This window comes from Streptomyces argenteolus, from assembly GCF_042902585.1.
Classification (GTDB): Bacteria; Actinomycetota; Actinomycetes; order Streptomycetales; family Streptomycetaceae; genus Streptomyces; species Streptomyces argenteolus.
Map to the genome: position 1 here is coordinate 15,785 of NZ_JBIBEG010000011.1, position 16,627 is coordinate 32,411.

Genomic DNA, 16,627 nt, shown 5'->3' on the forward strand with positions numbered 1-16,627 from the left:
CTTGCTGGACTGGCCAGCCCCCCGTTTCTTCTCACTGGCGCTGCCGACGTCATAGGCCCCTCCCGCCTGCAGACTCGGCCGGCAGGAACACCACGCGGGTGGAATTTGCCTTACCGGAAGCTCTTCAGCCCGCCGGATTTGGCCACGGTCAGGTAAGGGTGACGACTCCCACGCCCGTCTGGCTCTTGACACCGGTCCCGAGGGCACATTGGAGAAGGTCGAGGGAAGCTTGGTTAATCTCCTCGACGTAGGTGTCGCCGGCGAACTGACCGGTCATCACGGGGCCGATGATGATGTGGACAACCTGTCCCGCAGCGTCCACACTCTGCGTGGTGCCACTGACCTGACTGCTAGCCCCGGCGTTCCAGTCGACCGGGAAGCTCTGCGTGGCGGAGGCCGGAAGGGCGAGGCAGGACCGAATGTCCTGGAACGACCCGTGACGCGAACCGCTGGTCACGCCACTGGTGCCCAGAGGCGAGGTGCAACCGCTGTAGCTCACGTCGAAAGTGACGGTCTGCAGGGTCGGGGCCAGGGTAAGTCCCGGAGAATAGGTCACCGTAGAAGCCGCAGTGCACGTCAGCTCCAGCAAGGAGGCCGGGGCAGCGGCCGCAGGAGCGGCAGAAGCGGCCACACCGCCGGCGAAAACGCAGGCAGCGGCAAGGGCAGAACCGAGAGGGCTTTTGCTCAACATAAGATTCCTTTCCAAAGCGGGGCAATCGCTTCGTAGCGCCAGTAGGCGCCGGGGATTCAGCTCAGCGTCCTGGTTTGTCCCTTAGCTGCCCTCCATAGCCCTTCTGGGCCGGACGCATCTTGACCATCCGCCCAACCACGACACCCAAGTAGCCGCCCGTCGCCAAGCCGCCACCGATCCAGCTGGCAGGCCGATTGCCGGCGTTGGCGGCCACCGGCCGAACGCGGGGTCGCCTGGCTCGTCCGGCACCGCAGACTCCGACACCACGGAACCATCTGGCTCATGCCCGAGCAGCCGTCCTCACCTTCATCGGCTGGTCAACCTCGGCCTCACCCGCGCCAATAACACCTGGCACCTCCCTTCAGCCAGTGCGTGACCGGAGGGGGCGGCGGCCGCACGGCCGGACCACCCCTCCCCAAGATCTTCATCAGCCTTCTAGCCGAGGATGGTGAGTTCGGAGACGCCGTACGTCGATGTGATCCCCTGTGTGCTGGAGCAGGCCGCCAGGTCGAGTGACACGCTGGTGATGGTCTCCTCGGCGGTTGCGCCCTGGAAGTCTCCGGCGGTGATCGAACCGGTCAGGGTGACGATCGTCTGGCCTTGAACTACGGTGACGGTCCGGTTGTAAGAGAAGGTGCTCGTCCTTCCGGTGGACCAGGTGATGAGGTCCGTTCCGGTGTTGGCCGCAGTCAGGCTCAGGCAGGACAGGGCCGACGTCGAGGTGAATGACGTGGAGCCGGAGAATGTGAACGGTGGCGCGGTGGACACGCACGGCGTGTGGATGTTCTGGCCGGCGCGCTGCACGGTCTGCGCCGTGTTGGTCAGACCGGGGTTGTATGTCGTCGTCTGGCTTCCGCCGCAGGTCACCAGAGCGACCTTCGCCTGCGCCGGCGATGCCGGGATGAGCAGGGTGAGGGAGCCGACAGCGGTCAGGGCCGCTGCGGCGATGCGGGACGTCACTAGGCTCAGCATGTTTCTCTCCGTGGGATGAAGTATCGAACCGGGGGCGGGTGCAGAGGGGACCCGAATCCGTCCCTTCTCGAGGCCCACTGCCTCGCGGCCTGCGCAGTCGAGGAAGGGGCGGGTTCGGGCGGGGCGGTCAGGTGGCATGTGTCGTGTTGCGCCGGGAAACGGCGTTGCAGGGCATGTTCGGTCCGGTGAAAGGGGCGACAGAAATCCGTCCGCACCACGGCCACAGGACGTTCGGTCTTCCCGCCTTGACCCGCGTCAGACCAACAAGCCGATCTTCGTGACGTTGGTCAGGCTGTTGCGGTTCTGCACGCCGTCTGAGAGACACGCGGTGAGGTTCAGGGACGGATAGGTGATCTGCTCGACGAACGGGGCACCGCCCGCCAGGCCGGAGGTGACCGTTCCCACATACTCCACGAGCACCCCTGCGGCCACATCGCTGACGATGCGAGTGACCGAGACGCCGGAGTGGCCCACCACGGCGCCGTCGTCGCCGTACCAGGTGATGGTGAAGTCAATCTCCTCCGTGCGGGCGAGGGTCAGACAGGACTGCACCTCGCGAGTCGAGATGGCGAAGTGGCCGTGGTGCAAGGACGGATGACTGAGCGACACACAGTTCTGGTAGTCGGTGGTGACATCGATCCGCTGCTCGACCGGGGTGGCTGTCACACCCGGGCTGTACTGCACGGACTGGGTACCGCTCAGGCACGTGACATTGTCCAGGGGGCCTGCCGAGACCGTCGGGGCACCGATGAGGGTGACGGTAGCCACCAGGAAGGCGAGCAGAAGCGCGAAACGGGGCTTCACTGTGAACTCCTTGTTCCGAGGATGGTACGAGCCAGTCGGGTACTTGTTCGAAAAGATCTTCCGGCGGTCACTCGCGAGTGCGGGTGTGTCCTCGGAAGGGCAGCTTGGTGGATCACGCCGCCATGGCAGATGCGCAAAGCTGGGCGGAGAGCTGCGACACAGCGATTCGGCCGGCGCTTCCTGCGTAGCGGGCCGGTGTCGTGCATGCCGCTGTATGCCCTGGTCGGCGCCTCAGCCGCTGAACGAGGCGCCGACCCGAGTGGCCCTTTGGCCGTGTCGATCAGGACCGGGCCGTTCGGCTGCCGATCAGAACGGCTGGGTGAGTGTGAGCGCCAGGATCCCCTGACTGGACGTGACTCCGCCGGGGGTCGCGCAGGCGAGTAGATCCAGGGCCGGGTATGTGCCCGTCTGATTGGCGATGTAGCCGCTGAACTGGCCGGAGGTGACGGTGCCGATAGTCGTGCCTACGGTCTGTCCGACCGGGCGGGTGATGACGAAGGTCGAGGTGATCACCGAATCCGGGCCCTCGTTCCAGTCGAGCCGGGTGACGCCGGTGGTCACCGGCGACGTGGTGGGCAGGCAGCCCGCGTTCACGGTGTAGTCGAAGCTGAGCTGTGCCGAGTTGACCGTACCGCCGCCGATGCAGGAGTACGTGGCGCTTGCTGTGATGTTGGTGGGCTTGTCCACGAGGGTGAGGCCCGGGCTGTAGTACTGGGTGGCACTCGCCGTGCAACTGATAACGAGCGGATCGGCCGCGGAGGCAGTTTGAGCCGAAGTCGTGACCATGGCGGACGATGCCAGAAGGAGGGCGAGCGGCGCCAAAAGGCGGCGCCGGGTGGTCATGAGGGTCACAGGAGTCTCCCTGAGAGTGTGGGCGGCCTGGGCAGGCCGGGTGTGGTTGATGGGCGGTTGTCGTCGGTGGCTAGCGAGAAATGGTCTCCGCGTTCGCCGGAGTGCTTCGACCGCTGGTTTGAGAATTGCGGTCATCGTCGATGCGGGAGCTGCCGACGGAGTGATCTCCGGCCGCGAAGACGCCGGCCGCAGTGAGACAGGGCAACGAGTCGAGTGGGATTGACGAGTGGATCCGGGTCGACATCGACGCCAACCAGGGCCCGAGGCGTCCAGAGGACGACGGTGAAACCGACACGGCCGCCATCAGGCGCGATCCGCACCCTGGCCTGAGGGATGGTGGCCCCTTGGAGGAGACGGTTGATCGGTTGGCCGATCCGGACGGTCTGTCCATTCGGTTTGAGTTGGAGGTGAGTCGGCCTTCGACACAGTTGGTCTCATCGGTATTCCACGGGTGGATGCCAGCATCAGTGAAGTTCACCCCCTGTGGGCGAAGGGGGGCAGGGTGGAGACGCACGGGGTGTGGTTGTCGGTGCCGGAGCGCTGGGCGGCCTGCGGCGTGTTGATCAAGCTGGGGCTGTAGGTGGTGGTCTGGTTGCCGCCGCAGACGACGTGGGAGGTGATGTTGAACTCCCCTACGGCGGTGCGCGGTCCGTCGAACGAGAGGCAGGCGGTGGGGTCGTTCCGGTGATCGCGATCGTGCTGACCACCGCCGCCTCGGTGAAATCGCCGGTCGGCGGTGCTCGTCCCGATGAGGACGAGCACATTGGTGCCGTCGGGGCGCAGCGAGACTCCGCCGGTGTAGACGTATTCGGAGGGGACCGTTCCCGTGTCGGCCCAGGTGACCCTGCCGGCACCGGTGAAGTTCCGGTCCAGGCAGGACAGCCGGCCGCTTCCGTCGACGACGACACTGGCACCGGTGTGGTGCAGGTCCGCGGACACGCACAGGGCGAGCGTGCCGTCGAATGACGACATGGGCTTACTCTCTGCTAGAGGGGCTGAATTCTTCAGGTTCACCGCGCGAAGCGGTCAGCGCGCCGGGGCTGAGACGCCGGGTGAGAGCGCGGGAGCGGTCTGCCCCAGCGGTTTGCGGTCGGCGGGCATGTTCATGGCGATGTGGTTGGCAGCGCCGGTGTTACGGTGCAGGGTCAGCTTGTTGCAGACCGACGCGAAGCTGCAGGAGCCGGGGCCGTCGCCCTCGAGGGAACTCAGGTCGGGTCAGCCCTGCAGGACCTGGTGCCGCGCATAGGCGAGCTGTTCGTCCAGCATGCTGACGAAGAGATCGAAGACCTCGTCGACCATGGCCAGGGCGGTCGGCCGCTGCGCGCCGAGGTCGATGTCGCGCAGTTCGTTGTCGATGTCGTCGGCGCCAACCGCGTGGCCGGTCTCCAGCGCCGCGTGCTCGGGGCCGAAGTAGCGCAGCACGTTGCCTGTGTCGGCGGTGTACGCCTCGCTCGCCTTGAGGAACGCACGCCAGGCGATAAAACCCGTGGCTTCGACGGCCTCGACGAGTGCGATCCGCAGGGGCGGCGTTGCCTGTTCGGCGAGGGCGAAGAGGCGGTAGGTCAGTCGGCGGGTATCGCGGCAATGGTCGCCCCACAGGAAGCGGATCGTCTCGGTTGGCCTGGCGGGCCGGTTGTACCCGAGAGTCTCCAGATCGTCCAGGTACATGCCCCAGTGGTGATCGTCCTCCCTGGTGTGGCCGTTGACCAGGGCCTGGAGCCGATCGTCGTCCTTCACAGCGTCGTTCCGCAGGCCCATGGTGTTGATGTCGGCGAAGCCAAGGACGAAGGGCGCGAGGCAGGGCGCAAAGGCCATGCGACGTCGGGAATCGATGCCGGCGTTGGTCAGTGAGGCGAGGAAGGGGTGCTGGGCAAGGCCCTTCTTTCGCTTATTGATCGCGGCGATGACGGCGAGCATGTGGACCACCTCGTCCAGGAGTTGTCCCGTGGCCGCGTTGAGAAACCGTGCACGGCGCATCCGGCGCGATCCATTCTCGGCACCCGACTCACTGCGCCGGGAGCCCGGACGGATGCCGTTGTGTAAAAATCTGAATGCCGTCAAGAGCACTGGCCACCCGCAGGGCCCTCAGCTGTAGGGCGCGCCTCCGGGCGTCGGACCTCATGTTCAGCCGGTAGTGCTGCGCGCACTGGCGGGCGGGAACCGGTTCGGCCGCCCTGCCGGGCGCCGAGCCTCCGTGAATGGCCTTTCCTGCTTTCCCGAAAGGTCTGGGAGGGTGTTTGAGGCACCGTGACCGGTCGACGAGCAATGCTTACCGGACCGGTACGGCACGGGCAGAGCACCCCTGGGTGTCAGGAACACCCGCACGGGCCCAGCCTCGTCTTATTCGGTACGAAGCCCATGCTTCCCCCCTTCCCTGCCCCGGGCTACAGGTGTCCCGAGCGGGACCTCAGCACCGAAAGGCCGCCATGCCCGGCTCCCCTCAGTCCCCAACCAGGACTTCGACGTGATCGTGGCCGGCGCCGATGCCGCAGGGCCGTCCGTCTCCTCGAAACTCGCCCATGACCACCGAGGCGTCGTCCTCGATGCGAAACCCGGGCAGCCTTGCGGCCGGGCCCGGCTCACCAAGGTTCGGACTACGCGAGGCGACGGCTCTTCCGACGGCAGGTGCGTGCATGCAGCCTGGTTCTGCCCGCACGGCTGCCTCTACGACAACCCCGAACTGCTCGTTTCCCGCGAACCCGGCAGCGCGACCCGGTTCCTCGCCCGCACCTACAGCGGACCGGCCGAGGAGGAACCAGAGCTGTTCGACCTGACCTGGAGCGCGCGGCAGTTGCTCAACACCGCACCGGCCGGTACCCCTACCTCCACGAGTGCAAGCTCATCGCGCACTTCGAGCAGCGCGGTGCGGGCTCCCCGCACTGCAGTGCCGTCCGCAATGGGCACAGATGCCAGGTCACACAACGCGGCCGGACAGGGCCAATGTCGGGTTCCTCGTGTAGGACACCCCGCTGCGGATTCGCACCGCCGCCCACACCTGCCGCCTCCTGCTGAACGCGAGCAATCGGCGGAACCCCTCACGCCACCTTCGTCCACCGGGGTGAACGAACGCGGCCACTTGATGACTGCACCGTCGCGGGGCTGCTTCGACCCGGCCCCGCGACGGCCACCGGGCTGGTTCACCGCTCCCGGTGCCCCATGCAGACCACCCCCTCGCGAGAGCAGCCGGAGGAGAGTAACACGCCGCCCCGACCTGTTGGACCGCGACAACGACGGACTGCTGTTCACCCGCACCGAAGAGACAGGGCACACCATGAAAATCACCGACCGGATCATCCTCCCTCCACTGGCATCGCCCTTTCCGCAGCAACGGCACGCCGGAGCGGAAACAGTGGCCGCCCGTGCCCGGGCGTGGGCTGACCGAACCCGTCTGTATGCCGTGCCGGAGACGGCCGAGCGGGCCTACCAGCAGCAATGCGACCTGTTCGCGGCCTGGGTCTATCCTCTCGCCCCCGAGGCCCGGCTCGAAGCGCTCTCCTGCCTGGACTTGATGATGTTCCTCGACGACGATCACGCCGACGAGGGCGCGGTGCGTCGCCGTCCTCTCACCGACTCGTCGCTGCTGGAAGTGGTAGAAGAGCCCATGAGCTCCGACTGGCGGGCGCGTTTCCGCTCGCACCTCTCGGACTGGGAAGGAGCCAACGCCAGGGCCGCGCGGCGGCGAGCCCGCTCGGCTCCCCCGCAGCACCTGGAGGAGTACCTGCCCTGGCGCCGCGTCTCCTCGACCCTGTTCTGGCATTTCGACCTGGTCGAGTACGCCCAGGAAAGCGAGCTGCCCGCAGAATTCGTCTCGGGCTCGCGCTACCGCGCCCTCGCCGACTGTGCCGCCGACGTCATCGCCTGGACGAACGACTTGTTCTCCGCGCCCAAGGAACTCTCCCGCGGTGAGCAGGACAACCTGGTGGCGGTACTCACACACCACCAGAGCATGGACCTCCAGGAGGCCGTCGCGCTGACCGCGGAGTGGATCGCGGACCGGACCAGGCAGTTCCTCAGTGCCCGTGACTCGCTGGCCGCGGAGATCCGGACCGACCCGAGCGCCGCGGACACCCTGCTGGAGTGGACGGACGGACTCGGGCGGTGGGCGGGCGGGAACCTGGGCTTCTGCCTGGCCTCGGCACGCTACCCGCACCGACTTGCGGCTCCGGAGCCGGGTTCCGGCGGTTGACCCGGCAGATCAAACGGCCTGTCGGCCCGGTGGAGGCGTGCCCGCTGAGGTTACGCATCGACGCTTCCGCGGTTGACGTGCTTTCACTCTTGACGATGTGGTTGTCGAAAGGCGGGGGCGCTAACCACCCGCAGGCGCAGAATCGAGGGGGGCCGGCCTCTCGCCGATCGACCGTCGGGAGTCCCGTTGTGAGACCGGCCACCCGGCGTCGGCCCTGTACGGGTGTTCCCCTGCCGATCCCCGCCCGTATGCGGAGGTCACACCGCGTCAGATTGGCACGCAGTGAGGGCACCCGCCCGGCTCCGGGAGCATCCCGGCCGGGCGTGCGGATGATCCCGCCCTAGCGGGCGCCGAACACTGCCCCTGACACGTCGACTCCTACAGGTCGGCGAGAACACGGAGAAGCCCATGCGGACAGCCCTGCTCTTCCCGGGCCAAGGCGCCTACGAGCGAGGTGTGTTGGGTGCCGTCGTCGCCGAGTCGGCTGCGGCGGATGCTGTCCTCGACCGCGTCGAAGAAGTGGGCCGTGAGTTCGGGTACGGCCCGCTGCGTCCCTTTCTGTGCACGCGGGACGCCGGGCGTGCGGAACCGCCCCCGAGCGACCTTTTGATCTTCGCGACCTCCGTGACCGCGTACACCGCCCTCACCGACAGAGGCTTCTCCCCCGACCTGCTGATCGGCCACAGCTTCGGTGAGTGGGCGGCATTCGCGTGCGCCGGCGCGGTCGAGATCGAGGACGCCGTGCGGATGATCTGCGAACGGATAACTATCCTCCAGGAGTTCGCGCCCGAGGGCGGGATGCTGGCGCTCAACGCCACCGAGGCCAGGGCACGCCACCTGATAGGTCTCCTCGACGACCCCTCGGTGTCCTTGGCCGTGGACAACGGCCCCGACCAGACAGTCCTGTCCGGCCCGCACGAAGCTCTCGAACGCGCCGCCCGCATCGCGACCGCGACGCACCTACGATCAACGCGCCTGGCGGTTCGGCTGCCCTTCCACAACGGCCACCTGCTGGCCGCGACCGCCCGGAGACTGGAGCGGTCCGCTCTCGAAGCACCCGTCCGCAGACCGCTCGCACCATGCTATTCGGCGCTGCTGGGACGCGCGGTCGACAGCCCCAACGACGTGCGCGAGATCGTCCTGCGGCATCTGACGGATCAGGTGCACTTCCGGGAGGCGCTGCTCCACGCCTACCAACGGGGCGTGCGCCGATTCGTGGAGTGCGGTGCGAGGAACGTCCTGACGGGTCTGGTAAGGGCCGGCCTGCCCCGCGGTGCGGTCGCCGTCGCTCCTTGGGCGGTTCCCGGCCGCGACTGGCACGAGCTGCTCTCCGTACCCGCCGGAACGGGCGGGCTGCCGGAGCCGACGCGGGACCTCCCGGAAGCCGGGACCGAGGCGGAGCGGGCGCCCGCTGCGCCCCCGGAGACGACCGTTCCGGAGGCGACCACCCTGGTACGGGCGGCGGAGGACCCTCTGCTGCCCGCGTCCGAACGGACCGCGGAGCACTACGTGGCGGCCTTGCGCACGGCGTACGTCGACCGGCTGGGCTTCCCGCCCGAGTTGTTGGAGGACGGCATCGACATCGAGGCCGACCTGGGCGTTGACTCGATCAAACAGCTGGAGGTCTTCTCCTCGGTCAGGACGGCCTTCGGCCTGGCCGAACCGAGCGCCGACGTGCGCGTCACAGCCCACACCACGCTGGAGTCCCTGGCTGAGCTGCTCACCACCCTGGCGCCCGCGCGGGACTCGCGGGCATGAGCGCCGACCTGCGCGGCCGCACCGCTCTGGTGACCGGCGGCGGTCACGGTGTCGGGGCTGTGACGGCCCTGCTGCTGGCAGCGGCCGGGGCCCACGTGATCGTCAACTACTTCCACTCGCCCGAGCAGGCTGCCGCGACCGTCGAGGCGATCAAGCGGGCGGGCGGCAGCGCGGTGGCGGTGCGGGCCAGCGTGGCGGACCCCGGATCCGTACGCGGAATGTTCGAGCGGATCGCCGCCGAGTACGGCGGTCTCGACGTGCTGGTGAACAACGCCGCGCGCGGCACGCTCGCTCCGACGGAGGAGCTGTCGGACGGCGAGTGGGACAAGTGCCTCCGGGTCAGCCTGCACGGCACCCGGTGGATGTGCCGGGCCGCCGCACCGCTGATGGCGCACCGCACCGGAGCAGCAATCGTGAACCTCTCGTCCATCGGAGCCACCCGCGTACTGGCGAGCTACACCGCGCTGGGCGTCAGCAAGGCGGCTGTCGAGGCCCTCACCCGCTACCTTGCGGTCGACTACGCCCCCCTCGGGATCCGGGTGAACGCGGCCTCCGCAGGGCTGCTGGACAACGGGGTGGCCAAGGCGTTCCCCGACGCCGAGGCACTGGCGGAGCAGGTGCGGCTATCCACTCCGCTGGGGAGGCTGGGCTCGGAGGAGGATCTGGCCCGGTTGGTGCTCTTCCTCGCCTCGGACGAATCGGCGTTCTTCACGGGCCAGACGCTGATGGCCGACGGAGGGCTGGGGCTGGGGCACCAAGCCCTGTCTCCGCGGTCCGCGCACGCGTGCGGACCGCCTCCGGCGCCCGGTCCTGTCCCGGTGTCGGCGGTTGAACCGGCCGAGAGTGCCCACCGCGTCCCCACCGAGGCCCGGCCGGCGGTGGACGAGTCGCTGGTGGCTGTCGTCGGCATGGGGATCGTGGTGCCCGGAGCCGATGACACGAGCGGGTACTGGGACGTTCTGACCTCGGCCGTGCCCAGGTTCGTCGAGCCGGGTGACCGTTTCGACCTGGCGAAGTTCTGGGACCCCGACCCCCTGGCGGAGGACCGCACCTACAGCAGGGTGGCGGGATACTGCCGGTCCGCTTCGTCCGCAGTCACGGGACAGGACGGTCACTGGCTGCGGCGGGCTGCCACCGAGGCACTGGGTCCACTGCCTCGCGACGGCGTGTCGGCGTGGATCGGTGCGTGGCCGGGCGGGAGCCAGGACGCGGCGGAGAGCGCCGTCGCACGGGCCGTCCTCGATCTGACCGACGCGTCGCACCGGGAGGAGGTGGGGAGGCGACTGGCCGACCTGCTGCCCAGGGCGGACGTGGACGCGGGGTGCCGCGGCCCTCACGCCCGCGTCGTCGAGGCGCTGACTCCGCTGGGCGTGCGGGCTGAGGACGTCCTGGTCGTCGACGCGGCGTGCGCGTCCTCGTTGAACGCGGTGGAGCTGGGGGCCGCGGCGCTGGTCGACGGTCGGTGCGCCGTCGCGCTCTGCGGCGGGGTGGAGCAGCTCGATCCGACCGCTTCGGTGATGTTCGCCAAACTCGGGGGGCTCTCGCCGACCGGGCGGGTGGGCAGCCTGGGCGAGGACGCGGACGGCACCCTGTTCAGCGACGGCGCGGCCGTCGTCGCGTTGAAGCTGTACGGACGCGCACGCGCGGACGGGGACCGGATCCTCGCGGTCCTGACGGGATTCGGGGCGTCCGCGGACGGCCGGGGCAAGTCGATCGCGGCTCCGAACCCGGAGGGTCAGCGGCTCGCTGTCGAACGTGCGCGCGCCGCACGGAACACGCCGGCCGACCGAATTGACTGGGTCGTCGCCCACGCGACCGGCACCCGGGCGGGCGACGCGGCCGAACTGGAGGCGCTGGCAGGGCTGGCGGCACCGGGCCGGACGACGTGGTGCAGCTCCGCCAAGGCCCAGATCGGCCACATGGGTTGGGCAGCGGGGACCGCCTCGTTGATCCAGGCGGTCCTGGGCCTGCAGCACGAACTGATCCCCGCCCAGCTCCTGCACGGTCGGGCCCGCCAGGTGCCGCCCCTGGTCGTGCCGGAGCGGCACGTGCCTTTCCCGCGGTTGGAACGCCGACGGACCGTAGCCGTGTCGGCCTTCGGGTTCGGGGGGACCAATGCGCACCTGCTGGTGAGCGACCCCCCGACGGACGCCGATCCCGTGCCCGGAGCGGCGTCCGGACCCGGGGGCGAGATCGACGTGGTGGCGTGGAGCGCCGTGCTGCCGGGCCGGCCCGGCCCCGACGCCGTACGGGCCTGGCTCACCGGCACGGGCCCCGCGCCCGAACCCGCCTTCCCTGTGCCGTACCCGGCGCCGCGACCCCACGACACCCTGCTGGCTCCCCGCACGGCGTCGGCGATCGACCCGGCCCAGGTGCTGGCCCTGGAAACCGCCGCCGCCTTCGCCCGGGAACACGGCCCGATCTGGACCGGACTGGAACGGAGCACCGGCGTCGTGGGTGTGACCACGGGGATGTCCACCTTCCTCGCGGCGACGACGCTGCGCTGCTACCGGCCGGTCCTGTCCGGTCTGCCGTCCCCCGCACGTCTGACCGAGGCACTGGCGGCGGCCACCCAAGCGGTGCCGCCCTGCACGGAGGACACTCAGCCGGGCGTCATGCCCAACGTGACGGCGTCGCGGCTCGCCCGTCGCTTCGGCCTCAAGGGCTCGGCGCTCGTGGTCGACAGCGGGCGGCGGGGCTTCGCCGCAGGGGTCGACGTGGCCGCGTCAGCCCTGCGGCGCGGCACTCTCGACCTGGCCCTGGTGCTCGCCTGGGACGGCCCGGAACGAGCAGCCAGGCCAGGGGACGGTGAGGGGGCGGTGCTGGTCGCCCTGGCTCGTCGGGGCACGGCGGCGGAACGGGGGTGGCGGACGCTCGGCGGCCTCGATGAACTGACCCGTGCCGCAGAAGAGCAGCACGACCACCCGGAACGGTTGGTCACCGGCCCGGCCCTGGCCCTGGTCGCCGCGGCCGAACACGCGGTGCGGGCACGGAACGAAGCAACAGACCCCGGCCGGACGGGAACCGTGCCCCGGGCAGTGGAGTGCGGGGCGGTGGAACGCCGGACCGTGCGTCATCTCGGCAGACTGCTCCCACGGCCCGACACGGCCGGGCCCGACACAGCGGCCCCGCCTCCCCGCAGCGTGGTGATCAGCGACCACCCGGATCCGCTGTCGTTCCTCAGCCCGGGGAACAAGCCGGCCGGGGCCCTCGTACTGACGACGGCGGACCGGCCCGCTCCGGGCGTTCACCGGGCCGGACCGCTACTGGAGCGGAAAGGGCGTGAGGCCCTGTCAGCGCTCCTCGCCGACCGTCCCCCGCACCTGCGGCTGGTGGTGACCGGCAGCGACGACCGCGGTCAGCACACCATGCACGACCTGCTGTTCGTCACGGCCCGCACGCTCCACCGCACCGCCGGCCGGGATCCGGGCAGCCTGGGCATGCTGCTGGGGAACGCCGCGGACCGGTTCGGCCTCCGGCCCGGCGCGGCGCTGCACAGCGGTTTCCTTCTCGCCCTCGCCCGGGAACGTCCACGGTTGCCCGTCGCGGCCGTCGCCTGCGACGGGGCCCTCGACCGGAGTTCCTGGATCCGGATGGAGCGTGCGCTAGCGGCCAAGCACACACCGCTGCTGCTGCGGCTGGACGGCGTCGACCACCAGGAGGTGCTGTATCCGGTGCCGCTGCCGCCCGCCGGCGCCGGGGAGTGTCTTCCGCCGTCCACCGGCAGTGCCGTCGTCGCCGGCGGCACGGGGGGAATCGTGGGCAGCATGCTTCGGGCCCTGGCCGAGCGGTCCCGTCCGACACTGTGGGTTTTGGGCAGCAGCACGCCGGAAGAGCTGCCGAACGGGTGGGACGCGCTGCCAACGGCCGAGGCGCGCCGACGGCTGGTCCGCGCCGCGGCCGCGGCGGGAAGACCGGTCCGGGAAGCGCTCGCCGCGGCCGACCGGCTTCTGGCGGGCGCACGGGCCCAGCGCGCGCTGACCTCCCTACGCGGGGAGTTCGGGGAAGGGAACGTGCACTACCTGGTGTGCGACCTCACCGATCCGGAACAGGTCGCGGCAGCTGCCCGGGCGGTCTACGCGGTCACGCCGCGGATCGACCTCCTCGTCCACGGCGCCGGTCGGAGCCGTCCCACCCTCCTGGAACGCAAACGGTTCGCCGACTTCTCCCGGATCCGCGACGTGAAGACCCTCGGGCTGCTCAACCTGGCCGCTGCGTTCGACGACCCGGCACCCACCCGGTGGCTCAACATCGGCTCCCTGTCAGGGGTCCTGGGAACGGCAGGAGATACGGACTACACCGCCGCGAACGCCTTCCTCCGGGCCCACTCCTCACGCCTCCGCGACAGCGGTACCCTGAGCTTCACGCTCTGGCAGGACGCCGGACTCGGCAGCGAACCCCTCGTCAAGGACTACCTCCGCGACCGGAGCGAGCTGACCGCGATTGACGAGCGGGAGGGCCGGGAGCAGTTCCTGGCAGAGCTCGTACACGGCACCCGCGCCGAGCCGGGGGGCGTCTACCTGGGCCGGGCGGAGCACCGCGCGTTCGACGGACACCGCGCGCTGGCCGCGGCCAGCCCCTACCTCCGGCAGCGCGTCGAACGGCACCGTGACCGTGCGCGTTGGGAGTGCCCGTTCACCCTCTCGGCCGACGCCATCTTCCAGCACCATCTGGTGAACGGGCGCCCGACCATACCGGGCACCTTCCTGCTCGACGCCGCCGCCCAGGCGGCGCACGAACTGCTGCCCGGCCAATTCCTCGCGGGTTTCAGCGCGGCCGACTTCAGCCGTTTCGCCGTCCCGTACACGAAGCACGGGACGCTGACCCTGGACATCGCGGCGGAACTCGCCCGGGACCTCGACGGGACCTTCGCCCCGGGAGCTGTGTGCGTCCGCGTCGTGCTCACCTCGGTGCCGAGGCCGTTCCGGCAGAACCGCGTGGACGGCGAGAGAGTGCGGCACGCCGAGGTACTGGTGCACCTGCTGCCGGAGCCGCGCACTCCTCCGTCCCGCTGTCCGCCACCCGGGCCGGTGGCCCGGCGGGCGGTGAGCGATCCCTACCACCGCCCGGAGAGCCCTGTGCTCCTGCGGGGGCCCTTCGCGAACACGTCCGGGTGCGGGTACGCGGAGCAGCGCGCGACCTCGGTGTGGAGGCTGCCCCCGGACGCCGAGGTGCGGGAGCTCGGCGGACTCGCGGTCCCCGCGCTCCTGCTGTGCGCGACGCTGCGCACTGCCGCCCTGCGGGTCGGAGCCGACGGGCGGCAGGAGGTGTTCGTGCCCCGTCGGCTGGCCCGAGTGGACGTGTACGCGCCGGGCAACGACCTCGACCTGGCGGCAGCGCACCCCGAGGGCATCCACCTCGTCGGCGATCTGCGTGAAGGACGCTTCGAGGCCTCGGCGGAGGGCGGCGTCCTGCTGACCGCCGAGGGTCTGGAAGGAGTCGCCCTCGGAACGATTGCAAACGTCGGTGGACCGGAGGGGACCACGTGACCAGGCCACCATTACCGCAGGTTGCCGACGTCGTCGAGGTGTATCCGCTTAACGTGTGGGCCGCAGACGTGGAGCAGGCGCTCACCGTGCTCGACGAAGCTGAACGGCTGCGGTTCGCCAGGTACCGGGACCGGTGGAAGGCCCACGAGTTCGCGGCGACGCGTGCATTCCTGCGTCGGCTCCTCTCGGACCGCGCGGGCGGCAGCCCGCGGGACGTCCCCCTCGACAGCATCTGTAGGCGGTGCGGTCGCCACTACGGTCCGCCGCGGCTCGTCCCGCCCGCCGATCCGGTGGCCATCTCAGTGACGCACAGCAATGGCTGGGCGTTGGTGGCGCTCGGTCCTCCCGCCGCGCCGATCGGCATCGCCTTGGAACACCCCTAGCCCGTCTCTCTGCAGTGGGACGATCCGGCCAACCTCAGGCAACCTCGGGGGACGTTCACCGAAGTGCCGCACAAACGTGCCCCGCTCGCTGTCGCCCTCCTCCCACCAGCAGCGGAGCCTTCCGGTGCCAGGTAAAGGGTTACCTCCTCGATCGCGGGCCGACGCGGCCGGAGCGCCAGGCAAACGTTCCGGTCGTAAGGAGGATCGGAACAAGCATTGAATATCACTCGTTCCGGAGCGAAATCGGTCTCACACGATCGCCGACGATCCGCAGGACGACGGCCGGGTGACCGAAAACTTCCACTCCGCTCCGGCCTGACCAACCGATCGGGGCTCCCACGACGAATGGTCTCCGAGTCCCGTGAGGACCTCGACTCGGCGAAGGAGACAAACGACCATGGTTGCGCGCTCGAAGACGACCTGCGAGCTCCCGACAGGGCTCGTCCTGAACGAGGCGACGGTGCTGTCCGACTTCTGGCATCCGGACAGGGGCCAGGTCGTCTGTCCGGCCGCACCGTTGCTTCAGGCGCATCTGGAGAGAACAGGCGTTCCGTCCGAGCTGGGGACGGCCGACCGTGGGGACATCGGCGGGGCGCTGCCGAAAGAGCCGGCGACACTGATCGCCACCACCTTCGCGTTGCCGGGCGGTGAAGTCCTGGGTTTTGCCGTCGCCGCTCCGCCGCGCTGGATCGGACAGGCCCGGCGGGCGGTCCACGACTGGACCGCCGCCGTGCGCACCCGCCGGCTGTTCGTCCCGGCAGTCCTCCCCAGCTGCGAGGAGGAGAAGGGGGTGTCGCCGGGCCTAATTCCGCGGCCTGCCCGCAGTGGGCAGCACGCGTGCCCGAAACTGCGCTGGATCGACTCCGCCGGGAGGGCCTTCGCCTCGGACGGCGACACCGTCCTGCTCGTCGGCCCCCCTGATCCGTCAGCACCGGTCGGCCTCGGATGGCCCGGCACCACCCTCTTGTGGACGCGGGTGCCCGACGTGGAGACGGCATGGCGGATGGCACTCCCTCCGAGCGGTGCTGCGGCCTTCGTGCTAGCGCCCTGCACATCGGTGCGCACCGCCTCCGAGATCCTCGCCGTCCTGCGCGCGCGTCTTCCCCGCCTCCGCGGCATGCATCCCGACCAGTGGTGCTACCGGACGGACGACAACCGCGCCGCCACGGCTGGAGCCGTAGCGGCGAGCGACCTCGTCCTGAAGCTAGGGGCTGGGACCGCCCCGCAGGTAAAAGTCGGCCGCCCGGTGGTCGACCTGCGCAGCTGGAGGGACCTGGACGCCGAGCGGCTACGCCAGGTTTCGACCGTCACGGTGGTCAACGCCGAACCGTTTTCTCCCGGCACCCTCTCACTGGCCGAGGTACAGGAGGTGCTGGCGGGGCTGGGACCGCTCGCCGTGGTCAACCACCGGGTGGTCACCGAGACGCACCTCCACCTTACGGCCGGAGCCTCGAAACGCCGTACGGTGTGACCGACTCCGATGCCCCACTAC

Annotated in this window: 11 protein-coding genes; 5 read left to right on the plus strand and 6 right to left on the minus strand. The window is 69.8% G+C overall.

All coding sequences use genetic code 11. The annotated features are described in order from the left end of the window. Positions 1 to 148 precede the first annotated feature (148 nt). The 6 genes from ACFY8O_RS29980 to ACFY8O_RS30005 form a co-directional block, all read right to left on the minus strand. Positions 149 to 691 (minus strand): hypothetical protein, encoded by a 543-nt coding sequence (locus ACFY8O_RS29980; RefSeq protein ID WP_387907856.1) that lies wholly within the window; start codon positions 689 to 691, stop codon positions 149 to 151. A gap of 435 nt (positions 692 to 1,126) precedes the next feature. Continuing rightward, on the minus strand, positions 1,127 to 1,663 hold the full coding sequence (locus ACFY8O_RS29985) for a hypothetical protein (protein ID WP_387907859.1): 537 nt from the start codon (positions 1,661 to 1,663) through the stop codon (positions 1,127 to 1,129). A 255-nt stretch (positions 1,664 to 1,918) separates the two neighbouring features. Beyond that, positions 1,919 to 2,467: a hypothetical protein gene (locus ACFY8O_RS29990; protein ID WP_387907862.1), complete on the minus strand. Its 549-nt coding sequence runs from the start codon at positions 2,465 to 2,467 to the stop codon at positions 1,919 to 1,921. Positions 2,468 to 2,773: 306 nt separating this feature from the next. Continuing rightward, positions 2,774 to 3,310, minus strand: coding sequence for a hypothetical protein (locus tag ACFY8O_RS29995; protein ID WP_387908152.1), 537 nt, complete (start codon positions 3,308 to 3,310; stop codon positions 2,774 to 2,776). Between the two features lie 483 nt (positions 3,311 to 3,793). After that, on the minus strand, positions 3,794 to 4,291 hold the full coding sequence (locus tag ACFY8O_RS30000) for a hypothetical protein (RefSeq protein ID WP_387907865.1): 498 nt from the start codon (positions 4,289 to 4,291) through the stop codon (positions 3,794 to 3,796). Positions 4,292 to 4,534: 243 nt separating this feature from the next. Further along, complete coding sequence (locus ACFY8O_RS30005; RefSeq protein ID WP_387907868.1) at positions 4,535 to 5,236, minus strand: hypothetical protein; 702 nt, start codon at positions 5,234 to 5,236, stop codon at positions 4,535 to 4,537. A gap of 1,480 nt (positions 5,237 to 6,716) precedes the next feature. On the opposite strand from ACFY8O_RS30005, the gene ACFY8O_RS30010 reads away from it, so the two are divergent. The 5 genes from ACFY8O_RS30010 to ACFY8O_RS30030 all read left to right on the plus strand — a co-directional run bounded on the left by ACFY8O_RS30010 (position 6,717) and on the right by ACFY8O_RS30030 (position 16,606). After that, complete coding sequence (locus ACFY8O_RS30010) at positions 6,717 to 7,505, plus strand: terpene synthase family protein (protein WP_387907870.1); 789 nt, start codon at positions 6,717 to 6,719, stop codon at positions 7,503 to 7,505. Between the two features lie 408 nt (positions 7,506 to 7,913). After that, positions 7,914 to 9,263 (plus strand): acyltransferase domain-containing protein, encoded by a 1,350-nt coding sequence (locus ACFY8O_RS30015; RefSeq protein ID WP_387907873.1) that lies wholly within the window; start codon positions 7,914 to 7,916, stop codon positions 9,261 to 9,263. Beyond that, a complete protein-coding gene (locus ACFY8O_RS30020; RefSeq protein ID WP_387907875.1) occupies positions 9,260 to 14,752 on the plus strand; it encodes an SDR family oxidoreductase in 5,493 nt (1,830 codons plus the stop codon). The genes ACFY8O_RS30015 and ACFY8O_RS30020 overlap by 4 nt, the downstream gene beginning before the upstream one ends. After that, positions 14,749 to 15,135, plus strand: a complete 387-nt coding sequence (locus tag ACFY8O_RS30025) for a 4'-phosphopantetheinyl transferase family protein (RefSeq protein ID WP_387907877.1) — start codon at positions 14,749 to 14,751, stop codon at positions 15,133 to 15,135. Before ACFY8O_RS30020 ends, ACFY8O_RS30025 begins: the two co-directional genes overlap by 4 nt. Before the next feature lie 397 nt (positions 15,136 to 15,532). Further along, positions 15,533 to 16,606 carry a hypothetical protein gene (locus ACFY8O_RS30030; protein WP_387907880.1) on the plus strand — a complete coding sequence of 358 codons (1,074 nt, stop codon included), beginning with the start codon at positions 15,533 to 15,535 and terminating at the stop codon, positions 16,604 to 16,606. Positions 16,607 to 16,627: the final 21 nt, after the last annotated feature.

Excerpts from the sequence above, each read along its gene's own strand:
- ACFY8O_RS29980 (WP_387907856.1), bottom strand. The coding sequence starts at position 691 with ATGTTGAGCAAAAGCCCTCTCGGTTCTGCCCTTGCCGCTGCCTGCGTT.
- ACFY8O_RS29985 (WP_387907859.1), bottom strand. The coding sequence starts at position 1,663 with ATGCTGAGCCTAGTGACGTCCCGCATCGCCGCAGCGGCCCTGACCGCT.
- ACFY8O_RS29995 (WP_387908152.1), bottom strand. The coding sequence starts at position 3,310 with ATGACCACCCGGCGCCGCCTTTTGGCGCCGCTCGCCCTCCTTCTGGCA.
- ACFY8O_RS30000 (WP_387907865.1), bottom strand. The coding sequence starts at position 4,291 with ATGTCGTCATTCGACGGCACGCTCGCCCTGTGCGTGTCCGCGGACCTG.
- ACFY8O_RS30005 (WP_387907868.1), bottom strand. The coding sequence starts at position 5,236 with ATGCTCGCCGTCATCGCCGCGATCAATAAGCGAAAGAAGGGCCTTGCC.
- ACFY8O_RS30015 (WP_387907873.1), top strand. The coding sequence starts at position 7,914 with ATGCGGACAGCCCTGCTCTTCCCGGGCCAAGGCGCCTACGAGCGAGGT.
- ACFY8O_RS30020 (WP_387907875.1), top strand. The coding sequence starts at position 9,260 with ATGAGCGCCGACCTGCGCGGCCGCACCGCTCTGGTGACCGGCGGCGGT.
- ACFY8O_RS30030 (WP_387907880.1), top strand. The coding sequence starts at position 15,533 with ATGGTTGCGCGCTCGAAGACGACCTGCGAGCTCCCGACAGGGCTCGTC.